The following is an 18920-nucleotide window of genomic DNA, read 5'->3' on the forward strand; positions in this document are numbered from 1 at the left end:
ACATTAAATACAGACATTTATTAAATTTTATATTAACCAAAGGAAAAATGATGAAAACACTAACTTTCGCTCTACTTGCTTTGAGTTCAACATCGATTAATGTATTTGCAAACTCAACGATTTCAGCAAACGAAATGACGCTAAATAAAGATGGACAAGTAACCTTTACACGTGCTGAAGTTGGTATAGAAGAACGACAAGGCGTCTTAGTTAATACTGCCACAACCTATTACAGCCCAAAAGTGTGGATAAATGGTAACTTAAAGCCATTTTTCGTAGGATCTACAAATGGAAATCAATTTTGTGAAGAACGTGGCCATAACCAAGAAATCTCTGGAAGTACAATTACTTGTGGGGAAGATGAAAGCGCTTATGGTAACTTTGATTGGTATAACCAATTATGGACAGTGAAAAGCACCGGTAGTAAAAATCAATGCTATCAACTTTATGCAACTATAAAGTGTCAGTAGTATATTAAATTGTAGCCCTTTACTAATTATGGGGCTACAAACAATTTAGACCATTAGATGCGATGAACTGATCCTATATAGTCAGTAATGCTATCACTACAACTGCGCGCATCATCACCATTAAACTCCTCAAGTATATAAATTTTTAAAGGCGTTTCTAAACTTTTTGCTTCAGCAAGCTTTTCTAAGATCTGGCTAAATTGAGTGTCTTGGTAAGCTAAAGTTAACTTGTCATTAGCCATGTGAGTAATACTATTAGTTGTTTTTACAATTACCTGAGAATGATTTAGCTGGATATCATCGACAATAACAGAACATGATCTTGCAGCTAGAGCATCATTCGCAAAACCAAAAGAACCAACTATAACAACTGAGCTAATAACCTTTCTTAGTAAATTCATGGATATTATTCCTTTTAAAATAAAATTATAAAAACTTAATTACAGCCCGTTAAATATAAATAGTAATTGTGATTTATTTGTTAAAGAGTAATTAAAGTTAAATGATTTAGAGAGAGTATGTGTATGAAGTGAATGATGTTTAAGTTAAAAGAGATATAAAAACACCATTTATATAAAAAATAATAAACTACAACTGCGTCTAAAACTGAGCTAGTAAAAAGCCCTACATATGGCAGGGCTAGGTTGTATCGGCTTATTTTAGTCGTTCGGGGCTTTAAAACTCATAGCTAAAGCTTAAACTCAACTCTCTAGGCGTTTCTTGAGAACGAATTAACACATCATTTTGTTCTACTTCAAAGTTTTGTCCTAACATATTTTTCACTTTGAGTGTTAATGTAGTATTGAACGTTGGGTAGTAACTATAAACCATGTCTAACGAGTTTAAAGGTTGTTCGTAAGCGTCATCAAAATTGTTAACACCCGCAGCTAAAATACGGTCACCAAATACGTTATAAATAACTGAAGCTTGGTGCATGCCATCATGCGAATCGTAATTCAATTGTAAGTTGGCAACATACTTTGAGTGCCCAGTCATACGTCGTTTTAGATTAGTAAGGTCGGCGCGCTGCTCTTGTGCAATTTCAACTTCTGAATCACTTACTGTTAAATTACCAGAAGTAAAAAAAGCACCTCCTAATAAATCACTATGCAACTCAGTTAACCATTCTGCTTCTATACCGTAAACATAGGCTGTATCTGCATTGTCAAACTGCAAAGTAAAACGGCCATCACTTTCAGTTAATAATGCTTCGATTGGGTTATCTATATCTTTATAGAATGCGCCAACTGAGTAGTTATCACCATTGTCCATATAAAATTCGATACGTGCATCAAAGTTATCTAGGTAACTAGATTCTAAGAATGGATTACCAAGCGTTCGATAACCGGTCAACGGATCTTGGAATTGAACAGGGCTTAACTCACGCAAGTCAGGACGAACAACCGTGCTGCCATAGCCAAAACGAACCTGGTACGACTGCTGACTGTATGTCATAGATAATGAAGTAAAATACTCATCTTCCATCACACTTGCTTGTTTTATCGCATCTGCACTTAATTTATCTGCCAATAAAGCAGGATCAAATGCTGAGCGTGAAAAAGCAAGCGCAACTTGGCGGAAGTCCTCGTAACGCACACCACCACTTAAACGCCAATCTTGAGCAAAAGTGATATCAAAAGAGCCGTAATAAGCATCAATCATTTGCGCTGCTAAGTAATCATCGGCTGTAGGTTCTTGAAACAATAACTCTACATCCGTTGAATCGATCACTGCATCATTTGCAAAGAAACTACCAATTGACAGCGCTTCTTCTTCACTTTGTGCTAAATCTAAAGACTGTGTTTGGCTAAAACGATAGTTAAAAAAGTCGGTGCGGTAATCACGCGTTTTTTCAACAAAATAGCCGCCACCCGCGATTTCAACTTCGGCGTTCTCAAAGTAAAAAACTTTGTTAATATTAACGCCCCAGTTTTCTACATCGTCTTCTAGCTCAACAAATCGATACAAATAAGGATTGCCACCTAAGCTGCCATTATAAAAGGTACGCTGATATTCGCCATCAGCGTACTCATCACGCACCGTTACTTCAAGTTCGCCAGGTATACTCGTTGTCGCTGTTGAATCAGTGTATTGCCAATCTACACCAACACCGTCAAGAAAACTCCACTCTAAATTGTGCATTCCACGAAGTTGAAGTATTTCAAGTTCCCGTTCCTCAAAAGAGGTTAAGTGGCTTCGCTGTAATTGCCCAGCATCAATGCTTAATGACTTTGAAGGCTCTTGGTAAAGTGCGACAGAAGCTTCATCTTCAGTATCTCGTAGCATCATATAGGTGGCTGTTAAATCATGGCCGCCAATTTTATAACCTAAATTTAGAGAGCTATTTAATTTTATATTATGCTTTGTTGATACTTCTTTCTCTGTGGCAGAGTAACAACTAAAGTCATCTTTTGAACATTCAGATTCGGATGCGTCAACAGATGAAAGTACTGCGCTAAACTTCTCAGCATTAGACCATTCATTTTCATAAGCAACTGATGCTAAAAAGCCAAAAGAGCCATCCAAACCAAATAAGTTATCAAATCGGTCGCCATAAACAGCTTTAATGCCTGCATCAGGGTTTAAGCTTTCTTTCTCTAAGCCAAAATCTCTTGGTAGTGCTTTTGATAAACTTTTATTTAAGTCTATTGCAGCTGCTTGACCAATATCAGCCCCCTGAAGCCTTGACTCCACATCCCTTATATTTCTATATGAGATATCAGACAAGCCATTGATATAGGTATTTAGCGCCGTTTTAACGGCTCCTGGTAATGCGCGTGTACCATCGTCTTTACCTAACCAGTCATCACTGCCGCCACTGTATGTATAACCTTCATCGTTTGTATCTTTATAGCTAGCACCAATCTCAACTTTAAATAAAGTATCACTTGGAATGCTTTTCGTCCTGATATTAACGTCACCACCACCAAAAGCCGCAGGCATATTAGGTGAATAGGCTTTTTGAACAGCTAAAGATTCAATAATACTTGATGGGAAAATATCAAGTGGAATTACATTTCTGGTCAGATCTGGGCTTGGAACAACCGCGCCATTTAAACGCACGCTTGAGTAACGCTCACCTAAACCGCGTACATAAATAAACTTATCGTTAACTAACGATAAACCTGTAACACGACGAAGTGCTGAAGCGGCATCGCTATCACCCGTTCTAGATATTTGCTCTGAACCCATTATATCAGCAACAAATGCCTGATTTTTACGTTCATCAATTACTGCACTCGCACTGCCTTTAAGGCGTGTACCTGTTACAACAACTTCTTCTATCGCTTCTTCATTGATTATTTCTTGTGCCTGTTCAGCGAAAGAATTAAATGAAGAAAAAAGGGAGAGCAGAGATAACGTTATTAGATTAGTTTTAAACTGCTTTTGATGTTTCATATTTATATCCTCTAAACCTAAAATTCCCTTAAAAAAGGCGCCAAAGCGCCTTATAATTAGAGCCGGTCTAGATTAATTACTAGCGCGTTGTAAAGATGCAGCTACAAAATCAGCCCATTCACTTGATTCACCCTCTTTAAGTGCACCAATGTAGCCTGCGTTAGTAAAGAAAGAGTCAACTTCACTCATGTCTTTCGCTGTTGTCGCTACCGTATTACCTTGTGAATCTGTAATAGTTGCTGCAGTTGAAACACCATCAGCACCAAGCACATTTGCAAAATCAGCAAAACCAATCAGCTGGTTATTTTCGCCACCAGTAAACCAGGTATTGATATCAAAGCTTGCTAACGCGCCGGTTAAAGGAGTATTTACGTTTTCAAAATTCTTACCACACGCAAATATTGAACTCATAAATGCGATATCACCGTTGTTTGCATTGGCATGCACACCAGCATCTCCTGACTTATCTTTTTCATTATATAAATCAAAACAGCCAGCACCATCTACAGATGATGAATTTACAAACAACATGTTAGCTAATTGCGCTTTACCCCATTCTTTCATTTCCATACCGGCACCAGTACGACGCCCTTCAGCACCTTGTTCACCAGTAGTAACAACGGTTGCATTAGCAATAGTTGGGTTAGAAACAGTCGTTACTAAGTCTTGTGCGTCTGCAGATAATGGATCAACTTTTGCGCCATCTGTTTCAAAACCATGATTTCCATATTCATTTGAACGTACAAGAATGTACTGTCCGTAGCCTTTCCAACCTTCATCCCAGTCAATACCGTCATCACCTGTATCAGTAACAACAATGTGTTTAAGGTTAACGCTACCACCAAAGAGCTCTATTCCATCATCAAAACCATTATGTACATGAACATAATCAATTGTTGTGCCTGAGCCAACAGCATTTAGTGTTAAACCGTTTAGCTCATCACCTTCAACACCAAAACCTGCATACTTAATAACAATATGCTTTAGAATACCGCTACTATCTTGCGGATCATTACCACCGTAATAAGATACAATGCCTTCAGCTGAATGGTTACACATGTCTTGTGCCGCTGCTGTCGCTGTACAACGAATAGAATGGCCATGTCCATTTACCTGAACACCACCCCAATCCCCAATTTGAGCGGTTGTTGAATCGTCACCATCAACTTCTTTAATACTTGTGAAAATAATTGGCTTATTTACTTCACCAATTGCTTCAATATTTGCACCACGAGCAATACGAATAAAACTCTCTGGCTTAGTAAACGCAATAGTAGCACCTGCTTCTATAGACAATGTTGGGCCATTAACATCAATAGTTGCGCCTGTAGATGTGTCTACATCGTCACCTATAAATAAAGCACCTTCAAATACATGGGCACCGCCATCATCTAGCGCAGGGATAACAAAAGAGCTAGTAATTTCTTTTGCATTACTTGCAAATGCTTGGCTGTATAAACAGTTAACGCCTTCTGCTTCACCTGTAAATGTAGCGCCATCTAATGTGTATGTGGCGCAACTTATTGTATCGCCACCATTATTACCACCTGGGTTAGTCACTGAATTGTCTACACTGTTATCAACTGTAGTCGGTGTAACGTTAATATCTCCACCGCCACAACCAGCCAATGTTATTGCTGTAGTCACTAAGCTGATTTTGAATAAGCCAGATAATTTCATTGTTCACTCCGTAAAAGTATTTAATTATTGTGTTAGCGCTTTAAGTAAAAACTTAAGTCACTTTAAGGCACGATACTCATGCATTAAGGTGACCTGAGTTATCGGATGCAAATAAGATACTGTAGGGACATGACAAAGCAGTTACACTTTAGTAACCATAAAATGACAATAGTAATTAATTAAAATTCAGCAACTTAAATATTTTAGCAACGAAAAAAACCGCCCTAAGGCGGTTTTGGTGTTGCGATTATGAAATAGTTTACAAGCGTTACTTTTTAATGAGTAAAGCGCTTTAAAATTTACAATAAAGCTGTTTTGAGAGTTTCTGCATGCACTTTTTCACGCTTTACATATTTGATCCACTGTTGTGCCAAACGCTGAGATTTTTTATGTTTTTCAGCCTGTTCAAACGCTAAAATTGACGCATCAAAATTTTGCATGTTGTACTGCGCCATACCTAACGCAACGTAAGCATTTGATTCAAAATCAAGACCGCCTTTATCAAGCGCTTTACGCGCAGCATCAGCGGCTTCTTCGTATTGCTCGGTGTTAACGTAAACTTCAGCTAGGCGTTGATCGTACTTACCATGCTCTGATAGGTCAGCCGCTTTTGCAAAGTAGCTAATCGATTTTTCATCTTCTTTAGCTTGAATCATGGCCTCTGCAATAAAGGCATAGTTTTTCGCTGATTTTTCTACAAGGCCTTTTTCTATCGCATCACTCATTGTTTTAGCTGCTTTATATGCCAGGCCGTTATAAAGGTAAGTTTGCGATAACTGTCTTAAGTCAGACTTGGTTTTTAAAAAGCCTTGTTGATACGCCGCTTCTATTACGGCGAGTTGCTCTTTTTCTTTGCCGGTTTCTCCGTACATACCAGCTAGCTGAACCCAATACTCTGGTTTATTGTATAGCTTTACCATACGTTCAAGCACAGCGACTACTTTGTCAGTTTGATTAAGTGAGTAATACATAGCACGTTGTAATACAAGCCAGTTTTCTTTAGGGGTTTTACCTTCGCTGTCACTAGGCGAAATCACTTGATTGATGTACTCAAGCCCCTTTGAGTATTCTTTTAACTGGTAGTAAGTTTGCGCTCTAAGTAGATAATACCCTTCAGTAATCGGTTTGGTATTTATTTCATCCCACTTATCTAAAAACGCAATTACCTTTTTATACTCACCATTCGCCATTGCAAGCTGTGCTAAGCTAAACGTGGTACTTAAACGTAATGATTCAGGAATAGCCTCCTCGGCTACCACTTTTTCAAACGAGGCAATCGCTTTTGGCAAATCATTTTCGTTGTAATAAATAAAGCCGTAAAAGTTATGCATCATCGCAATTTCGTACGAGTTCATACTAGACGCTCGCTCTTGAATGCTATCAAGTGCTTCAAGGCCGCCTTTTACATCGCCCTCGTCGGCAAGCTTTTGCGCACGAGCGAGCTGGGTATATACCTTTTCGCGCAGTGCGGGGACACGTTTTGTTTTTTGCTCAGCATGGACAATGGCTACGTTTATCCCAGGCATAAGGCTGAGTGTACTTGGCACCACAATACTTGCACTAATCGCGGCAGTGCAAAATAATGCCAGTTTTAAATTTTTAGCTGTAGGTAGTAATTTCATAATCGCCTCGCTATTTCATCCAATTAAGATAAGTTAACCATTAATTTGGAAAGATATTTTGTTTTGAACACCGGCTACTTCAACGGCTTCACCATTTACTACACGCGGTTTATATTTAAATTTAAGTGCAGCATCCATGGCAGCTCTATCAAACAGTGACTCAGGGACCGCTTTTACTACTTGGGGGTCGCGCACTGTGCCTTGCTTAGTTACTGTAAATTCCACAATGACATAGCCTTCAATACCACGCGACAAAGCACGACGCGGATAAACAGGGGCTACTTTTACAATGGGTAGGTATTCACCATCACTTGTTTCAAGCGCTAATCCACCTGCTAAATCAACATCGCTGCTTACATCGGCACCAAAATCAAAATTATTGCTGGCCGCGTTTGCATCATTATTTTGCATTTGCGGCGACTCCATTGGCGGTGGTGGCTCTTTTGGAGTAGGTGGCTTTTGTGGTTTACGTTCTTTCTTTTGTACGGTTTCTTCTTTTTTCAAACGTACAAAGTCTAAAACGTTTCCTTTTACTGGCTCCGACATGGCACCTTCACCACCGGTGATCAGTGCCTGCATGCCCAAAAACAGCATAAAGGTCACTACACCCGCCACTATTAATGCTACTAAATATCGCAACATGACTAACCCTTAAGACGCATCTTGTGCAGCAATTGACACATCAAATGCACCCGCAGCACGCGACGCATCCATTACTTTTATTAACATATCAGTGGTGGCTTTTTTATCAGCCTGAATGACCACGCTCCCTTGTGGGTTTTCAGCTTTTAAGCGCTCAATATTCGCTTGCACTGCGCGTACATCAATTTGGCGTTTATTAATCCAAATCTCGCCCTTATCAGAAATAGCCACTAAAATATTGGCGCGTTCTTTTTTTACCGCTGTGACGGCTTCTGGGCGGTTTACATCAATACCGGCTTCTTTTACAAACGAGGCGGTAACAATAAAGAAAATAAGCATGATAAATACAACGTCTAGCATTGGGGTCATGTTAATTTCTTCTGCGTCATCTTCTTGAAATAGATTTCCTAATGGGGCTCTCATCATTATTCTCCTAGGATGAGCGACTCTATAAGCCGCTTATCAAAATATTACTTAATGGTCTAAAACCATGCTGTCTTGTAGTAGTTCAACTTCGCGCTTGGCTTTGCGTTGTAAAAACGTAGAGGCAAATACACCCGAAAGTGCACCCACCATACCTGCCATGGTTGGAATAGTGGCTTTAGAAACACCTGATGCCATAGAGCGCGCACTCCCCGTACCGGTAATGGCCATTACATCAAATACTTCAATCATGCCGGTTACTGTGCCTAGCAGGCCAAGTAGCGGACACAAAGCAACCATTACATTTATCAGCGCTAAGTTGGTGTCTAAACGCATTGAGGCACGAGAGATCATTGCCTGGCGAATTTGTTCAGCATTCCAGCTATTGCGCTCTGCACGGTTTTTCCACTGCGCTTTTAGCTTTTGCTTGTAACGACTAAAGCCTTTGAAAAAATAAATAAATCGCTCGAGTATCAATAACCACATCGCGAAGATTAACACCCCGATGACCAAGAGGACTTGGCCACCAGTGTCGAGAAAATCACGGATAGCATTGATTGAGTCAATCAATAGCACCATGGTTTATGCTCCCTTCTCGCTTCGCTGTGCGATGATACCTGCGCTTTGCTCTTGAATAGTAAGCAAAATGTTTTTAGCGCGGGTATTAAGTAGGGTGTATAAAAATACCGTCGGAATTGCCACAACTAAGCCTAGCACCGTTGTTACCAATGCTTGCGAAATACCACCAGCCATTAGTTTAGGGTCGCCTGTACCAAATAATGTGATTGCTTGGAAAGTGTTGATCATACCGGTAACGGTACCGAGTAAACCTAGCAGCGGCGCCACCACCGAGATGATTTTAATAAGCGTTAAATTACGCGTTACTTTTGGCATTTCACGTAAAATAGCCTCGCTTAATTTAAGCTCTAATGTGTCGTGGGCTACATCAGGGAACTGATCTTTTACTTTCATTACGCGGCCAAGTGGGTTGTCATCGCGTGCTACATCATCTTTAAGCTGACGACGTACTTTACCGCCAATAACCAGTAATGAGAAAAAACGCTCAAGTGAAATAAGTAAAGCAATAACACCTACACCCAAAATAACATAACCTACTGTGCCACCTTGATGTACACGCTCTTGCGTATCGGGTGCTTGCACTAATAAGCCTAAAATTGAGCCACCCGTTGGGTCAAGCGCAAACTGTACAACACCGCTTTTAGCATTTTGTAATTCCTGTGCAGTTGCAGTAAAACGTGCTACAGGCTGGCGATTTAACTCGCTTAAGGTATTTGTTACTGGGTTAAATTCTAGGTATTTACCGTTAGAGATTAAGTTAAAAGCACCTACACGCACCACTTCTTGTTGTGCTTTTTCACCACCTTGTACAATTACATCGGTAGTAAAGCGGCTAACTTTGCCTTGCTCTGTCATTTCGCGTTGTAGCTCAAACCATACTTTTTCAATATCTTCGATAGAGGCAAGCTTTGAAGTAGAACCCATTTTTTGAGCAAGCTCATCCATAAAAGTACTACGACCCGCAATTTCAGCTGATACCACAGAAGTTGCAAACTTATTGCTAGAATCACCTGCAACTTGCTGAAGCACGCCAAATAGCTCTTTTAAAGAACCCATTCGTTTAGACAGTGTATCTGTTAGGTTAGCAAGTTTAATTTCGTTTTCTTCAAACTGTGTTTCTAAACGCTCAGACTCGCCAAGCATTTGATTACGCTTTGCTTGTATATTGTTAAGCATTTGTACTTGTTCGTTTTGGCGCGCCATAAATTCTTGTTCGCGTTGCTTGTTTTGCTCGCTTTGAGCCGATTTGCCTTCTTCAAGTGTTTTTAATAGTGAGTCTAAGTTCATAGGCTCAGCTGCCACACTTGCGCCTGCAAAGCTTAGGCTTGCAGCAAAAAGGGCCATTTTTGTCATTTGAGTAAACAGTTTCATCTTCAACCTCTTATTCTGCTGCGTGTACTGGCAGAGTTAACATATCTGGGGCAAGCTGCTTACGCGCAATGCGTAAACCTTTATTAATTTGACTAATTGTGGAATCTGGTAAAGTAGAAAACGACTTAGTGTCGTTATCCCAACTACCAGCTTGCTTACCATCACGTGTTAAATAAATAAGCTCTAAGCGGCCAATGCGCAAAAAGTCTACTTCACGCTCTTTACCATCTACCGTTAGCAGTGAGGTGTAGGCTTCAATAGTGCGTCCGTAATCAACTTCTACTTGGTATGCTTCTAATACGCGGCGGAATTTTTCGCTTGAGTTAATATCTGCACGGTCCATCATTGTGTTTAAAGAGCGAATGCGCTCAGTGCGCTCTTCTTGCAAAAATGGCACATCAAGGGCTACAAATTGCTCAAGCCCTTCAATCATACGCAGCATTAGTGGGGTGATCTGGCGTTCAATAATAGAGACTTGATCCATTGAAAGATTAAGTGACTCCATTTCTTCAATTTGATTATTTAACTGTTTAGTTAATTGCGCGTTATAAACAGTTAAGCCATCGATTTCTTTATTGAGGACTTTAAACTGTTGAAGACGTCCTTGCATTGAATCAGCAATCTTGTCTATTTTTGTTTGTGATTGCGCAGCTGATTTATTTATTTCACTGCTTTTATCGATAACCTTTTCTAAATCATTGGCATGCACTGCAGCACTTGCTGCTACAATACCTGCTAAGATCAATGGTTTAACGCCTTTCATCGCATACACCTTTACTCGTTAATTAGCGGATTTGCTAGTTTGTTTTTTTAGCCTAAACTGACTTCTTTTAGGCTAAAGATTTTCAATGAGTGAAATTGTATAGAGGAATAATGACAGACATGTTGCGCAAAAAAGTCTGTTTTATTACACCTGTAACAAAACAGACTCACTGTGAGTATTGAGGCGATATATACTGGGTAAAACAGTAAATAGATGTAACGTGTTAGCCCATTAGGCCAATAAACTATTAATCGTATTTAGGGTTTGCTGATGGTCGGTGTAATTTATTTTAATTGCTATGGCTTTATTATCAGTTATTAATACTAACGAAGGAAAGCCTTGTATTGGCAAACTTGCATTAAATGCTAACTCCGCATGTAATTTCTGATTCAAAGCCTCTGAGTAAAGCTCTTCAAAAAACTGTTGTTTATCTAGGCCGATTTTTTCAGCTAAGGTAATGAGGGTACTTTCATCAGATGGGTTTTGAGCATGTAGATAATAAGCATGTTGAATTGCCTCTATCATTTGTGGCTCTTTATTATGCGCTCTGGCAATAATTGCTGCTCTGCAGGCTGGATAAGTAGAGCGCCTTGGCTGACAAACCTGCCAAAAATCAAAATTAAACTGTGTTCCCAACATCGCACTAATTTTATGCCACGTGCTTTGGAGCATGGCGCGCATATTTTCTGGCATCGGCTCTTGGCTATCTGGCGCAAGCCCTCCTACTCTGTATTCTATTGTCAGCTGCGAAGACAGCGCAGCTTTTAGCTTTAACCACGTTGGTTTATAACCCCAACACCAACTGCACATAGGATCATGTACATAAATAAGTTTAGTTTTACTCATAGGGCTCCTGCGTGTGTTTTGATACAACTCGATTTCGGCCTCGCTCTTTGGCAAGGTATAAGTATTCATCAGCCTGTTTAAGTGCTGCGCTAAAATGTTCCACGTTATCCACCTGTGCCACACCTATACTACAAGTAATAAATACCCGCTCATTATCATCTGTTAAGATAGCTTGCTTTGCGACACACTGTTTAAAACTATCGGCTATTTTTGTAGCTGCTGAGGCCGTTTCCTTAGGTAAGATAACCACAAATTCTTCACCGCCATAGCGTGCTTTGACTGCAGAGCTTGGAAATTGTGAGTCGAGTAATTTTGTAAACTCAATCAATACAATGTCACCAAAATCGTGACCATAGGTGTCATTTAGTCGTTTAAAGAAATCCAAATCAAGTAATAAAATAGAAAACGGCAGGTATTTTTCAGGCGTTTTAGCGGCTAATTTTAAAAAGTGAGCAGAGATAAAACGCCTGTTCGCGCCACCCGTAAGCTGATCAGTATAGGCATCTTGCGTTTGTGCAAGCGTTATATCGGCAATGGCCAAGTGGCTTTTAAACCGAAAGTATTCGCCAATAAACGAAAAAATAAATACAAGCGTAAACGACGCTAAAAAACGAGACTTTTCAACGCTACCATAAGCAACTTGCCCAAAATCAGGTCCGTACAAAATAACGCTGCAACACAATAATAAACCTAAGCCAAGCCTACAGCCATGCTTTACGCCTAATGCTGCAAAGCACACCACTGGGTAAAACATAAGCCAATAAAGCGCTGTATTTTCTTTCCCTCCCGTGTAAGTCAATGCCACACACATAATAAACACAATACACATACTTATTAATGCAACCATTTCAAGTTTGGCCGTTTTTATAAAATAAAAAGCGCCACTAATAAGGGTAATATTTACCGCTATTAACGAAACAGTGAGTATGGGCGAATACACCTTGTAGTTAAACACCACCAACATGGAGATAACAATAATAGCAATGGCTATCATGGTAAATAACGAAAACGCTTGGCGCTGTTTATCCGAGCTATACACCTTATCGATGTTGATAAGGCTTAACCAACTTTGTCCTGACACTGATTTTTTTGCCATATTTTAAACTCTAAACTTTTGAACCACGTGTGCTAAATTGCAACTTAAGTTTAGTACATTCAGTATAAGTGTTTTTTTAAATTTTTTGTGCTGTAGCGACGGCCAAAGCTTAATACTTAAAAACGCTTTTTAGCACTGATTTGTGCCCACTATAACTAATCATACTTTGTTGCACTGATCCGATAATGGTTTTGTACTGGTGAATAGTTGCCAAACTTATCAATATAATTTTTTGCATTTACACGGCGCTCTGCTAACCACTTGTATGTAATTTTTGAAGCAATGCTTATTTAATTGGCCGAAGCCGATTTCGAGGAATTATTTATTGATAAGGCCAAAGAAACAATACGGTGCGAGTTAAAGTTGGGTGAATACAGCATGAACGCCTTTTTTAATTATTTGTTATAGCGTGTATTTTTAACAAATATTTAAAGGTGTGTCGCTAATAACAAGTTAGATAAGCTCAATTTGAACTTAAAATAAGAATAAAGAACCAGCTATTTGATGATACATATTGAATATACGACATTATTTGCGGTCAAACCCAAACTAACTGGAACGTTCCTACAAATTTGTTATAAAAAAGCGACTGAATACGTATTCAGTCGCTCTTATATACAAGCGTATTTACCATTTTTTAGCTAGACGAACCACGTTCAAGCCATACCAAGCAATAAATACGTAACACACTAGCGGAACAAAAAAGCTTTGCTGTATATTAACAACATCAGCAATGTACCCTTGTAATAAAGGCACCAATGCCCCGCCTACAATTGCCAAACACAACCAGCCAGATCCCTTACTAGTCAATGATCCTAAGCGCTCTATAGCAACAGAAAAAATAGTTGGGAACATAATTGAGTTAAATAAACCAATTGCAAGAACCGCGTACAGCGCAACATCACCTTGTGTAAATATAGTCACAAGTAATAAGGCAATTACCATACAGGCATTAAAAGCCAACGCTTTTGAAGGCGCTATCTTTTGCAGTAAAGCTGAGCCAATAAAGCGACCAACCATAGCTCCGCCCCAGTAGTAGCTGATTAGTGCGGCAGCAGCGTGTTCTTCAAGCCCTGCTATATGCGCTTCACCAAAAAAGTTAACTAAAAAACTACCAATAGCAACTTCACCACCTACATAGCAAAAAATAGCCAGTACACCCATTGTTAAATGGGGTGCTTGTGTTAATGAACGAGTTTCATTAATTGGGTTATTTTCTTCTTTATGCCCTTCTATGTCAGGCAATTTAATAAAGGCGAACACAATCGCAATAATCAGTAAGGCCGCTGCTAACATTAAATAAGGCACTTTTACAGATTCAGCGCTTGCGGCACTAGCCGCTAGTGTTCCCGCTGTACCAAAAAAGAGTATTCCCCCAACATATGGGCCTACTGTTGTACCCAAAGCATTAAGCGCTTGGGCTAAATTTAGCCTTGATGACGCGGTCTTTTCGGGCCCTAGAGCAGCTACGTACGGGTTTGCAGAAACCTGCAAAACAGTTACACCGGCAGCAAGTACAAATAATGCACCTAAAAACAACCAGTATTCATGCACCACTACTGCAGGGTAAAACAGCATACAGCCAATTGAGGCAACCACTAGGCCGGTTAGTATGCCTTTTTTATAACCTAATTGTTTAACCAATATTCCAGCCGGAATAGAGACAATAAAATAGGCGCCAAAAAAGCAAAACTGTACCAGCATTGCTTCAAAGTAAGTTAGGTCAAAAACGCCTTTAAGACGAGGAATTAGTACGTCGTTTAAAACAGTAATAAAACCCCATAAAAAAAACAGTGTGGTCATTGCAGTCAGCGGTAACAGGTAATTTTTATTTTGTTGCTCTTTGACCGCAAATGATTGATTGGTATTTATTTCACTCACGTCATTTTCACTCCATTAACAAGTTGAAAATGATTTTACACGTTTAAGACATATTAAAAGCACAAAATAATTGGAACGTTACAACAAATCACATTCATTCATTAAGGTTTTTTTGAGCCTTTGTGTTTCGCCACTATTTTTAAACTTGTACAAAGCCGTATTAATACCTTCTAGAATAGATAACCAATTAGGCGTTTTTTTGCTAATAGCAAAGTAGAAGGGATTAAACTGAATTGGGTGACTTTCTGGTTCAATAGCACTGAGTAATGCCTGTTTCTCGTTATCGGGTAAAGAGGCATATTTAACCGAGTAAATCAGTACAGCGGGGTCGCCTATAATTAAATCCACACGCTCAGCCGCCAGTAATTTTACAAGCTGTAAATCATCAACGGCGTTAATAATAATAAATTCGTTATTATCCATCATGGCATCAAACTCAGGCGTATTTTGATAGCCCCTGACTACCCCAATACGCGAGCCCTTTAATGACTTTAAATTGCCATTAAACCTATCGGGCTCGCCTCTGCGCTTTAAAAAGCCTATATTGCCGCCTTCAAACGAATTAGAAAGGCCAAGTAATTTTCGACGAGTTTGGTGTGGTACGTAATCAGAAGGTGCGGTATCTTCGATAAAGTATTCTGGCATTAATATATCTGCTTTACCTAATTCAACGGCACGAACAGCTCTTGCCCACGGAACAAATTCAATGTAAACGCTATAGCCAGCACTGTTAAATATAGATACGGTAAATTGATACACCCACCCTTTATTACACAGTTTGTCGCCAATGTAAGGCGGCCAATCTTCAGTAACAACGTGAATAGTTTTAGTGCTGTTAGGTGCGCTAAATAAATAACCTGATTTATAGCGCTCACCTGTTACAGTGTAGGATGTATCGTCCTGCATATAAGTCACAGGGACCTGAGCAAAGCAAAAAGGTGAAAGTAAAAACAAAACTAACAATATGCGCATAGTTACACTTTATTTGGGATATTTCCCTAAAGTGTAGAACTAAGTACGCAAAGTAAAAGAAATTTTATTAAGATAGTTTTGCTCGAAGCTTAGGTTTTATCCCACTTCATTTTATTATTGGTATCACGCGAACTAATAATGGTTGAATCACTACTCTCTACACCACCGAGCTTTGCTAAACGGTCGTACAATACGACATTACAAGTAGCAGCAAGGTTCATACAGCCAATAGTTGGCACGTACACGACTTCATCACACCATTTTAAAACATCTTTTGGTATAGAGCCGTCTTCAGGGCCAAATAAATAAAATGCATTTTCTGGGTGCTTAAAATCAGGCAAAGGAGTCGCGCCTTCAATGAGTTCAATAACCACAACAGTTGCACCTTCTGGTTTAACGCTTTGTAGATTATCAGTGCCATTTAAGGGGATCCGCTCAACAACGTTTTTAGTATCGGTATGAAACTTTTTAGCGTTTAAATAACGGCTACCGGTAAAGAAAACTTGCTTTGCATCGTAGCAACCCGCAGCACGTAAAACACCGCCTACATTTGTAGGGCTTTTAGGGTTTATTAGACCTATGCTAGCTTTTAAGTTGCTCATTAATCGCAATCCTTAGTGGGCCACTCAGCTATGTATAAATCAAAGTCATCAAGATTTACGTCACAGTCTTTTACTGTTTTATCTTTAACGGATATACCTAGCTCATGCATTTGTGATTTTTCGCCATTGTTTAAAAGCGGGTGCCACGATGCTAAACCACGGCCTTCGTGTAATCGGCGATAACTGCAGCTTTGCGGCATAAAAAAGATATCTTTAAGGTTAGCTTTGGTAAGCTTAACGCATGAAGGGACAAGCGTCTGGCGGTTTTCGTATTCGCTACAACCACAAGTGTTGTTATCAAGGTATTGGCAAACAATGTTAGTGAAAATAAGTTCTTCACCTTCGCGTAATTGATCTGTAGCGGTAAACTCGTCTTCATCCTCACTGTCAATAAAGGTGTTTAAACAACATTTTCCGCAACCATCACAAATCGCTTCCCATTCGTTTTGGTTCATATCGGCTAAACTTTTTTTAAGCCAAAACTGTGTATTTGCTAATTCTTGATCAAACATAATTTACTCGCGCCCCTAAAGAGCGCGCATTCTAACGTATTGCAGCTATACGCGCAAAGCCCGTGCTTTTATCAACACGGGCGTTCGGGTATTGTATTATTGCTGCGTAGCAACCCAACGTTTAATTTTTTCTTCTAAAATTGGCATTGGTAGTGCGCCGTCAATCAGTATTTGAGTGTGGAAAGCTTTAATATCAAACTTATCGCCTAGCGCCTTTTTAACGTAATCACGCAGCTGTTTAATTTTAAACTCACCTAACTTGTACGAAAGGGCTTGGCCAGGCCATGCTATATAACGCTCAACCTCTGCAATTACATCGCTTTTAGCCATAGATGAATTAGCTAGCATGTAATCAATCCCCTGCTGACGAGTCCAACCTTTTGCATGAAAGCCAGTATCGAGCACCAAACGCATCGCTCTAAGTTGCTCATCCGCTAAACGCCCATACCACATATAAGGGTCGGTAAATAAGCCAAGTTCTTTGCCTAAGCTTTCTGCATACAATGCCCAACCCTCAGCAAATACGGTGTAGCCACCAAACTTTCTAAAGTCGGGTAAGCCTTCTATTTCTTGCTGTAGGGCAATTTGAAAGTGATGACCCGGTGCAGCTTCATGTATAGAGAGTGTTTCAAGCAAAAACTTTGGCTGTGCTTTTAAATTAAACGTGTTTATATAAAAAATACCGGGGCGTGAACCATCGGGTGCTGGGGCCGCATAAGATGCGCCCGCAGCAGATTGCGCTCGGTAAGGTTCAACCGCTTTAACTACATAGGGGGCTTTAGGGGCAATATCGAATAATAAAGGAACACGTGCATCTATTTTTTGCTTAACATCTTCATACGCAGTTATTAATGCCTCTGGCGTCTCGTAATAAAACTCATCTGAATCACGTAAGTGCTGAAAAAAATCAGCCAATGACCCATTAAATCCAACATCCTGTTTTACTTTTTTCATTTCATCTAAAATGCGTGAAACTTCACTTAACCCAATGGCGTGTATTTCATCCGCAGATAAACTCAATGTGGTATTTTTTTTAATTTGGTATTCATACCATGCTTTACCATTTGGTAAATCACTATAGCCAACCGTTGTACGACTATTAGGAATGTATTCATTAACTAAAAAATCACTCATACTTTTATAAGCCGGTACTAATTGCGTCATAATAAGTGAGCGATACTGCGCTGTGATCGTCTCTTTTTGATCTGAGGTAAATGATTCAGGGAAGTTTTTAATTGGTCCCCAAAATAAAGAGTCTTCAGCACGTTTAACAACATGCGCTGCAAATTGCGGCTGTAGTTTTTTAGCTAAAGGTTTTGGTAAAGAAATACCTTGCTTTAAACCTTCCCCCATTGAGCGTTGAACACTTGCAAGCCAAGCTAAAAAACCTTCGCTGCGCTTTATAAAATGACTATAATCTTCGGCTGTATTAAACGGTTGTGCGCTTTGCCCTGAGCCAAAACCCGCAAAGGTATTATGAGCGCCTGCCATTTGGTTTATTGGCAGCATGTAAGATGGAAATTGCATACCTTCCAAATTAAGCGCCAAATCTCGCGCTAGTATTTCGTAACTTAAAAGTGCCTGCCCTGTTAATTGCGATTTATCAATAAGGGCAAGACGCTGCTGGTACTTTTTATAAAAAGCGTTTTTTTTAGCTAGATTTTTAGATGAAATCTCTGGGGTAAACTTATCGTTGAATTCACTGCGACCACTGTAGGTTGCATTAATAGGTTTAAAGCTCAGTAACTCGTTATAATATTGGGCTACAAGCACATCTAATTGCTGCTCATAAGAAAGCTCTGAAACAATAGCTGCGGGTGCGTTTGACGTGTTTAGCTGTGCACTACTACCTGTGTTATTACTGGTTTGTGTGTTCATACAGCCGCTTAATGCAAACATAACGCCACTAGCAACTAAGGCAAGTTTAATTGATTTCATGATAATCCTTTTTAGTATCGTCAGCCGATTATGCGCATTTAACCTGCGTTAATAAAGTAATTACGATAAATGGCGATTAATCTATTATATTTACACTTTTATATTAGGTTGTTACATTTTAATT

At 39.5% G+C, this 18920-nt stretch carries 17 protein-coding genes; 1 reads left to right on the forward strand and 16 read right to left on the reverse strand.

Going from position 1 to position 18920, the window contains the following annotated elements; translation table 11 throughout:
* Positions 1 to 50: 50 nt before the first annotated feature.
* The gene (locus CWC17_RS06935) at positions 51 to 470 is read left to right on the forward strand and encodes a hypothetical protein (protein ID WP_138612443.1); all 420 of its coding nucleotides are present in this window, start codon (positions 51 to 53) and stop codon (positions 468 to 470) included.
* 53 nt (positions 471 to 523) lie between these two features.
* Here the strand turns inward: CWC17_RS06935 and CWC17_RS06940 are convergent, their stop codons facing one another.
* The 16 genes from CWC17_RS06940 to CWC17_RS07015 form a co-directional block, all read right to left on the reverse strand.
* A complete protein-coding gene (locus CWC17_RS06940; protein ID WP_138612444.1) occupies positions 524 to 871 on the reverse strand; it encodes a hypothetical protein in 348 nt (115 codons plus the stop codon).
* A gap of 274 nt (positions 872 to 1145) precedes the next feature.
* On the reverse strand, positions 1146 to 3869 hold the full coding sequence (locus tag CWC17_RS06945) for a TonB-dependent receptor domain-containing protein (protein WP_138612445.1): 2724 nt from the start codon (positions 3867 to 3869) through the stop codon (positions 1146 to 1148).
* Between the two features lie 72 nt (positions 3870 to 3941).
* Complete coding sequence (locus CWC17_RS06950) at positions 3942 to 5549, reverse strand: beta-helix domain-containing protein (RefSeq protein WP_138612446.1); 1608 nt, start codon at positions 5547 to 5549, stop codon at positions 3942 to 3944.
* 299 nt (positions 5550 to 5848) lie between these two features.
* Positions 5849 to 7171: a tetratricopeptide repeat protein gene (locus tag CWC17_RS06955; RefSeq protein WP_138612447.1), complete on the reverse strand. Its 1323-nt coding sequence runs from the start codon at positions 7169 to 7171 to the stop codon at positions 5849 to 5851.
* Positions 7172 to 7204: 33 nt separating this feature from the next.
* The gene (locus CWC17_RS06960) at positions 7205 to 7810 is read right to left on the reverse strand and encodes an energy transducer TonB (protein ID WP_171042071.1); all 606 of its coding nucleotides are present in this window, start codon (positions 7808 to 7810) and stop codon (positions 7205 to 7207) included.
* Positions 7811 to 7822: 12 nt separating this feature from the next.
* Entirely contained in the window at positions 7823 to 8236 is a 414-nt protein-coding gene (locus tag CWC17_RS06965; protein WP_138612486.1) for an ExbD/TolR family protein, read from the reverse strand.
* Positions 8237 to 8287: 51 nt separating this feature from the next.
* On the reverse strand, positions 8288 to 8815 hold the full coding sequence (locus CWC17_RS06970; RefSeq protein WP_055013617.1) for a MotA/TolQ/ExbB proton channel family protein: 528 nt from the start codon (positions 8813 to 8815) through the stop codon (positions 8288 to 8290).
* Between the two features lie 3 nt (positions 8816 to 8818).
* The gene (locus tag CWC17_RS06975) at positions 8819 to 10186 is read right to left on the reverse strand and encodes a MotA/TolQ/ExbB proton channel family protein (RefSeq protein WP_138612448.1); all 1368 of its coding nucleotides are present in this window, start codon (positions 10184 to 10186) and stop codon (positions 8819 to 8821) included.
* 10 nt (positions 10187 to 10196) lie between these two features.
* On the reverse strand, positions 10197 to 10949 hold the full coding sequence (locus CWC17_RS06980; RefSeq protein WP_055013619.1) for a DUF3450 domain-containing protein: 753 nt from the start codon (positions 10947 to 10949) through the stop codon (positions 10197 to 10199).
* Positions 10950 to 11180: 231 nt separating this feature from the next.
* Complete coding sequence (locus CWC17_RS06985; protein WP_055017084.1) at positions 11181 to 11795, reverse strand: DsbA family protein; 615 nt, start codon at positions 11793 to 11795, stop codon at positions 11181 to 11183.
* Positions 11788 to 12891: a GGDEF domain-containing protein gene (locus tag CWC17_RS06990; protein ID WP_055017085.1), complete on the reverse strand. Its 1104-nt coding sequence runs from the start codon at positions 12889 to 12891 to the stop codon at positions 11788 to 11790. The genes CWC17_RS06985 and CWC17_RS06990 overlap by 8 nt, the downstream gene beginning before the upstream one ends.
* Positions 12892 to 13518: 627 nt before the next feature.
* Entirely contained in the window at positions 13519 to 14772 is a 1254-nt protein-coding gene (gene fucP / locus CWC17_RS06995; protein WP_138612449.1) for an L-fucose:H+ symporter permease, read from the reverse strand.
* 78 nt (positions 14773 to 14850) lie between these two features.
* Positions 14851 to 15744: a substrate-binding periplasmic protein gene (locus CWC17_RS07000; RefSeq protein ID WP_138540035.1), complete on the reverse strand. Its 894-nt coding sequence runs from the start codon at positions 15742 to 15744 to the stop codon at positions 14851 to 14853.
* Positions 15745 to 15833: 89 nt separating this feature from the next.
* Complete coding sequence (locus CWC17_RS07005) at positions 15834 to 16346, reverse strand: RNA methyltransferase (protein ID WP_138540034.1); 513 nt, start codon at positions 16344 to 16346, stop codon at positions 15834 to 15836.
* A complete protein-coding gene (locus CWC17_RS07010) occupies positions 16346 to 16858 on the reverse strand; it encodes a YcgN family cysteine cluster protein (RefSeq protein ID WP_138540033.1) in 513 nt (170 codons plus the stop codon). Before CWC17_RS07010 ends, CWC17_RS07005 begins: the two co-directional genes overlap by 1 nt.
* 96 nt (positions 16859 to 16954) lie before the next feature.
* On the reverse strand, positions 16955 to 18796 hold the full coding sequence (locus tag CWC17_RS07015; protein ID WP_138612450.1) for a DUF885 domain-containing protein: 1842 nt from the start codon (positions 18794 to 18796) through the stop codon (positions 16955 to 16957).
* Positions 18797 to 18920: the final 124 nt, after the last annotated feature.

Origin of the sequence: Pseudoalteromonas sp. S3785 (genome assembly GCF_005887365.1) — a bacterium.
Taxonomy (GTDB): domain Bacteria; phylum Pseudomonadota; class Gammaproteobacteria; order Enterobacterales; family Alteromonadaceae; genus Pseudoalteromonas.

What these genes read in the sequence shown, in the direction of transcription:
- CWC17_RS07010 (WP_138540033.1), bottom strand. Translation starts at nt 16,858, where the DNA reads ATGTTTGATCAAGAATTAGCAAATACACAGTTTTGGCTTAAAAAAAGT.
- CWC17_RS06945 (WP_138612445.1), bottom strand. Translation starts at nt 3,869, where the DNA reads ATGAAACATCAAAAGCAGTTTAAAACTAATCTAATAACGTTATCTCTG.
- CWC17_RS06950 (WP_138612446.1), bottom strand. Translation starts at nt 5,549, where the DNA reads ATGAAATTATCTGGCTTATTCAAAATCAGCTTAGTGACTACAGCAATA.
- CWC17_RS06985 (WP_055017084.1), bottom strand. Translation starts at nt 11,795, where the DNA reads ATGAGTAAAACTAAACTTATTTATGTACATGATCCTATGTGCAGTTGG.
- CWC17_RS07015 (WP_138612450.1), bottom strand. Translation starts at nt 18,796, where the DNA reads ATGAAATCAATTAAACTTGCCTTAGTTGCTAGTGGCGTTATGTTTGCA.
- CWC17_RS07005 (WP_138540034.1), bottom strand. Translation starts at nt 16,346, where the DNA reads ATGAGCAACTTAAAAGCTAGCATAGGTCTAATAAACCCTAAAAGCCCT.
- CWC17_RS06965 (WP_138612486.1), bottom strand. Translation starts at nt 8,236, where the DNA reads ATGAGAGCCCCATTAGGAAATCTATTTCAAGAAGATGACGCAGAAGAA.
- CWC17_RS06955 (WP_138612447.1), bottom strand. Translation starts at nt 7,171, where the DNA reads ATGAAATTACTACCTACAGCTAAAAATTTAAAACTGGCATTATTTTGC.
- CWC17_RS06940 (WP_138612444.1), bottom strand. Translation starts at nt 871, where the DNA reads ATGAATTTACTAAGAAAGGTTATTAGCTCAGTTGTTATAGTTGGTTCT.
- CWC17_RS06975 (WP_138612448.1), bottom strand. Translation starts at nt 10,186, where the DNA reads ATGAAACTGTTTACTCAAATGACAAAAATGGCCCTTTTTGCTGCAAGC.
- CWC17_RS06980 (WP_055013619.1), bottom strand. Translation starts at nt 10,949, where the DNA reads ATGAAAGGCGTTAAACCATTGATCTTAGCAGGTATTGTAGCAGCAAGT.
- CWC17_RS06970 (WP_055013617.1), bottom strand. Translation starts at nt 8,815, where the DNA reads ATGGTGCTATTGATTGACTCAATCAATGCTATCCGTGATTTTCTCGAC.
- CWC17_RS07000 (WP_138540035.1), bottom strand. Translation starts at nt 15,744, where the DNA reads ATGCGCATATTGTTAGTTTTGTTTTTACTTTCACCTTTTTGCTTTGCT.
- CWC17_RS06990 (WP_055017085.1), bottom strand. Translation starts at nt 12,891, where the DNA reads ATGGCAAAAAAATCAGTGTCAGGACAAAGTTGGTTAAGCCTTATCAAC.
- CWC17_RS06935 (WP_138612443.1), top strand. Translation starts at nt 51, where the DNA reads ATGAAAACACTAACTTTCGCTCTACTTGCTTTGAGTTCAACATCGATT.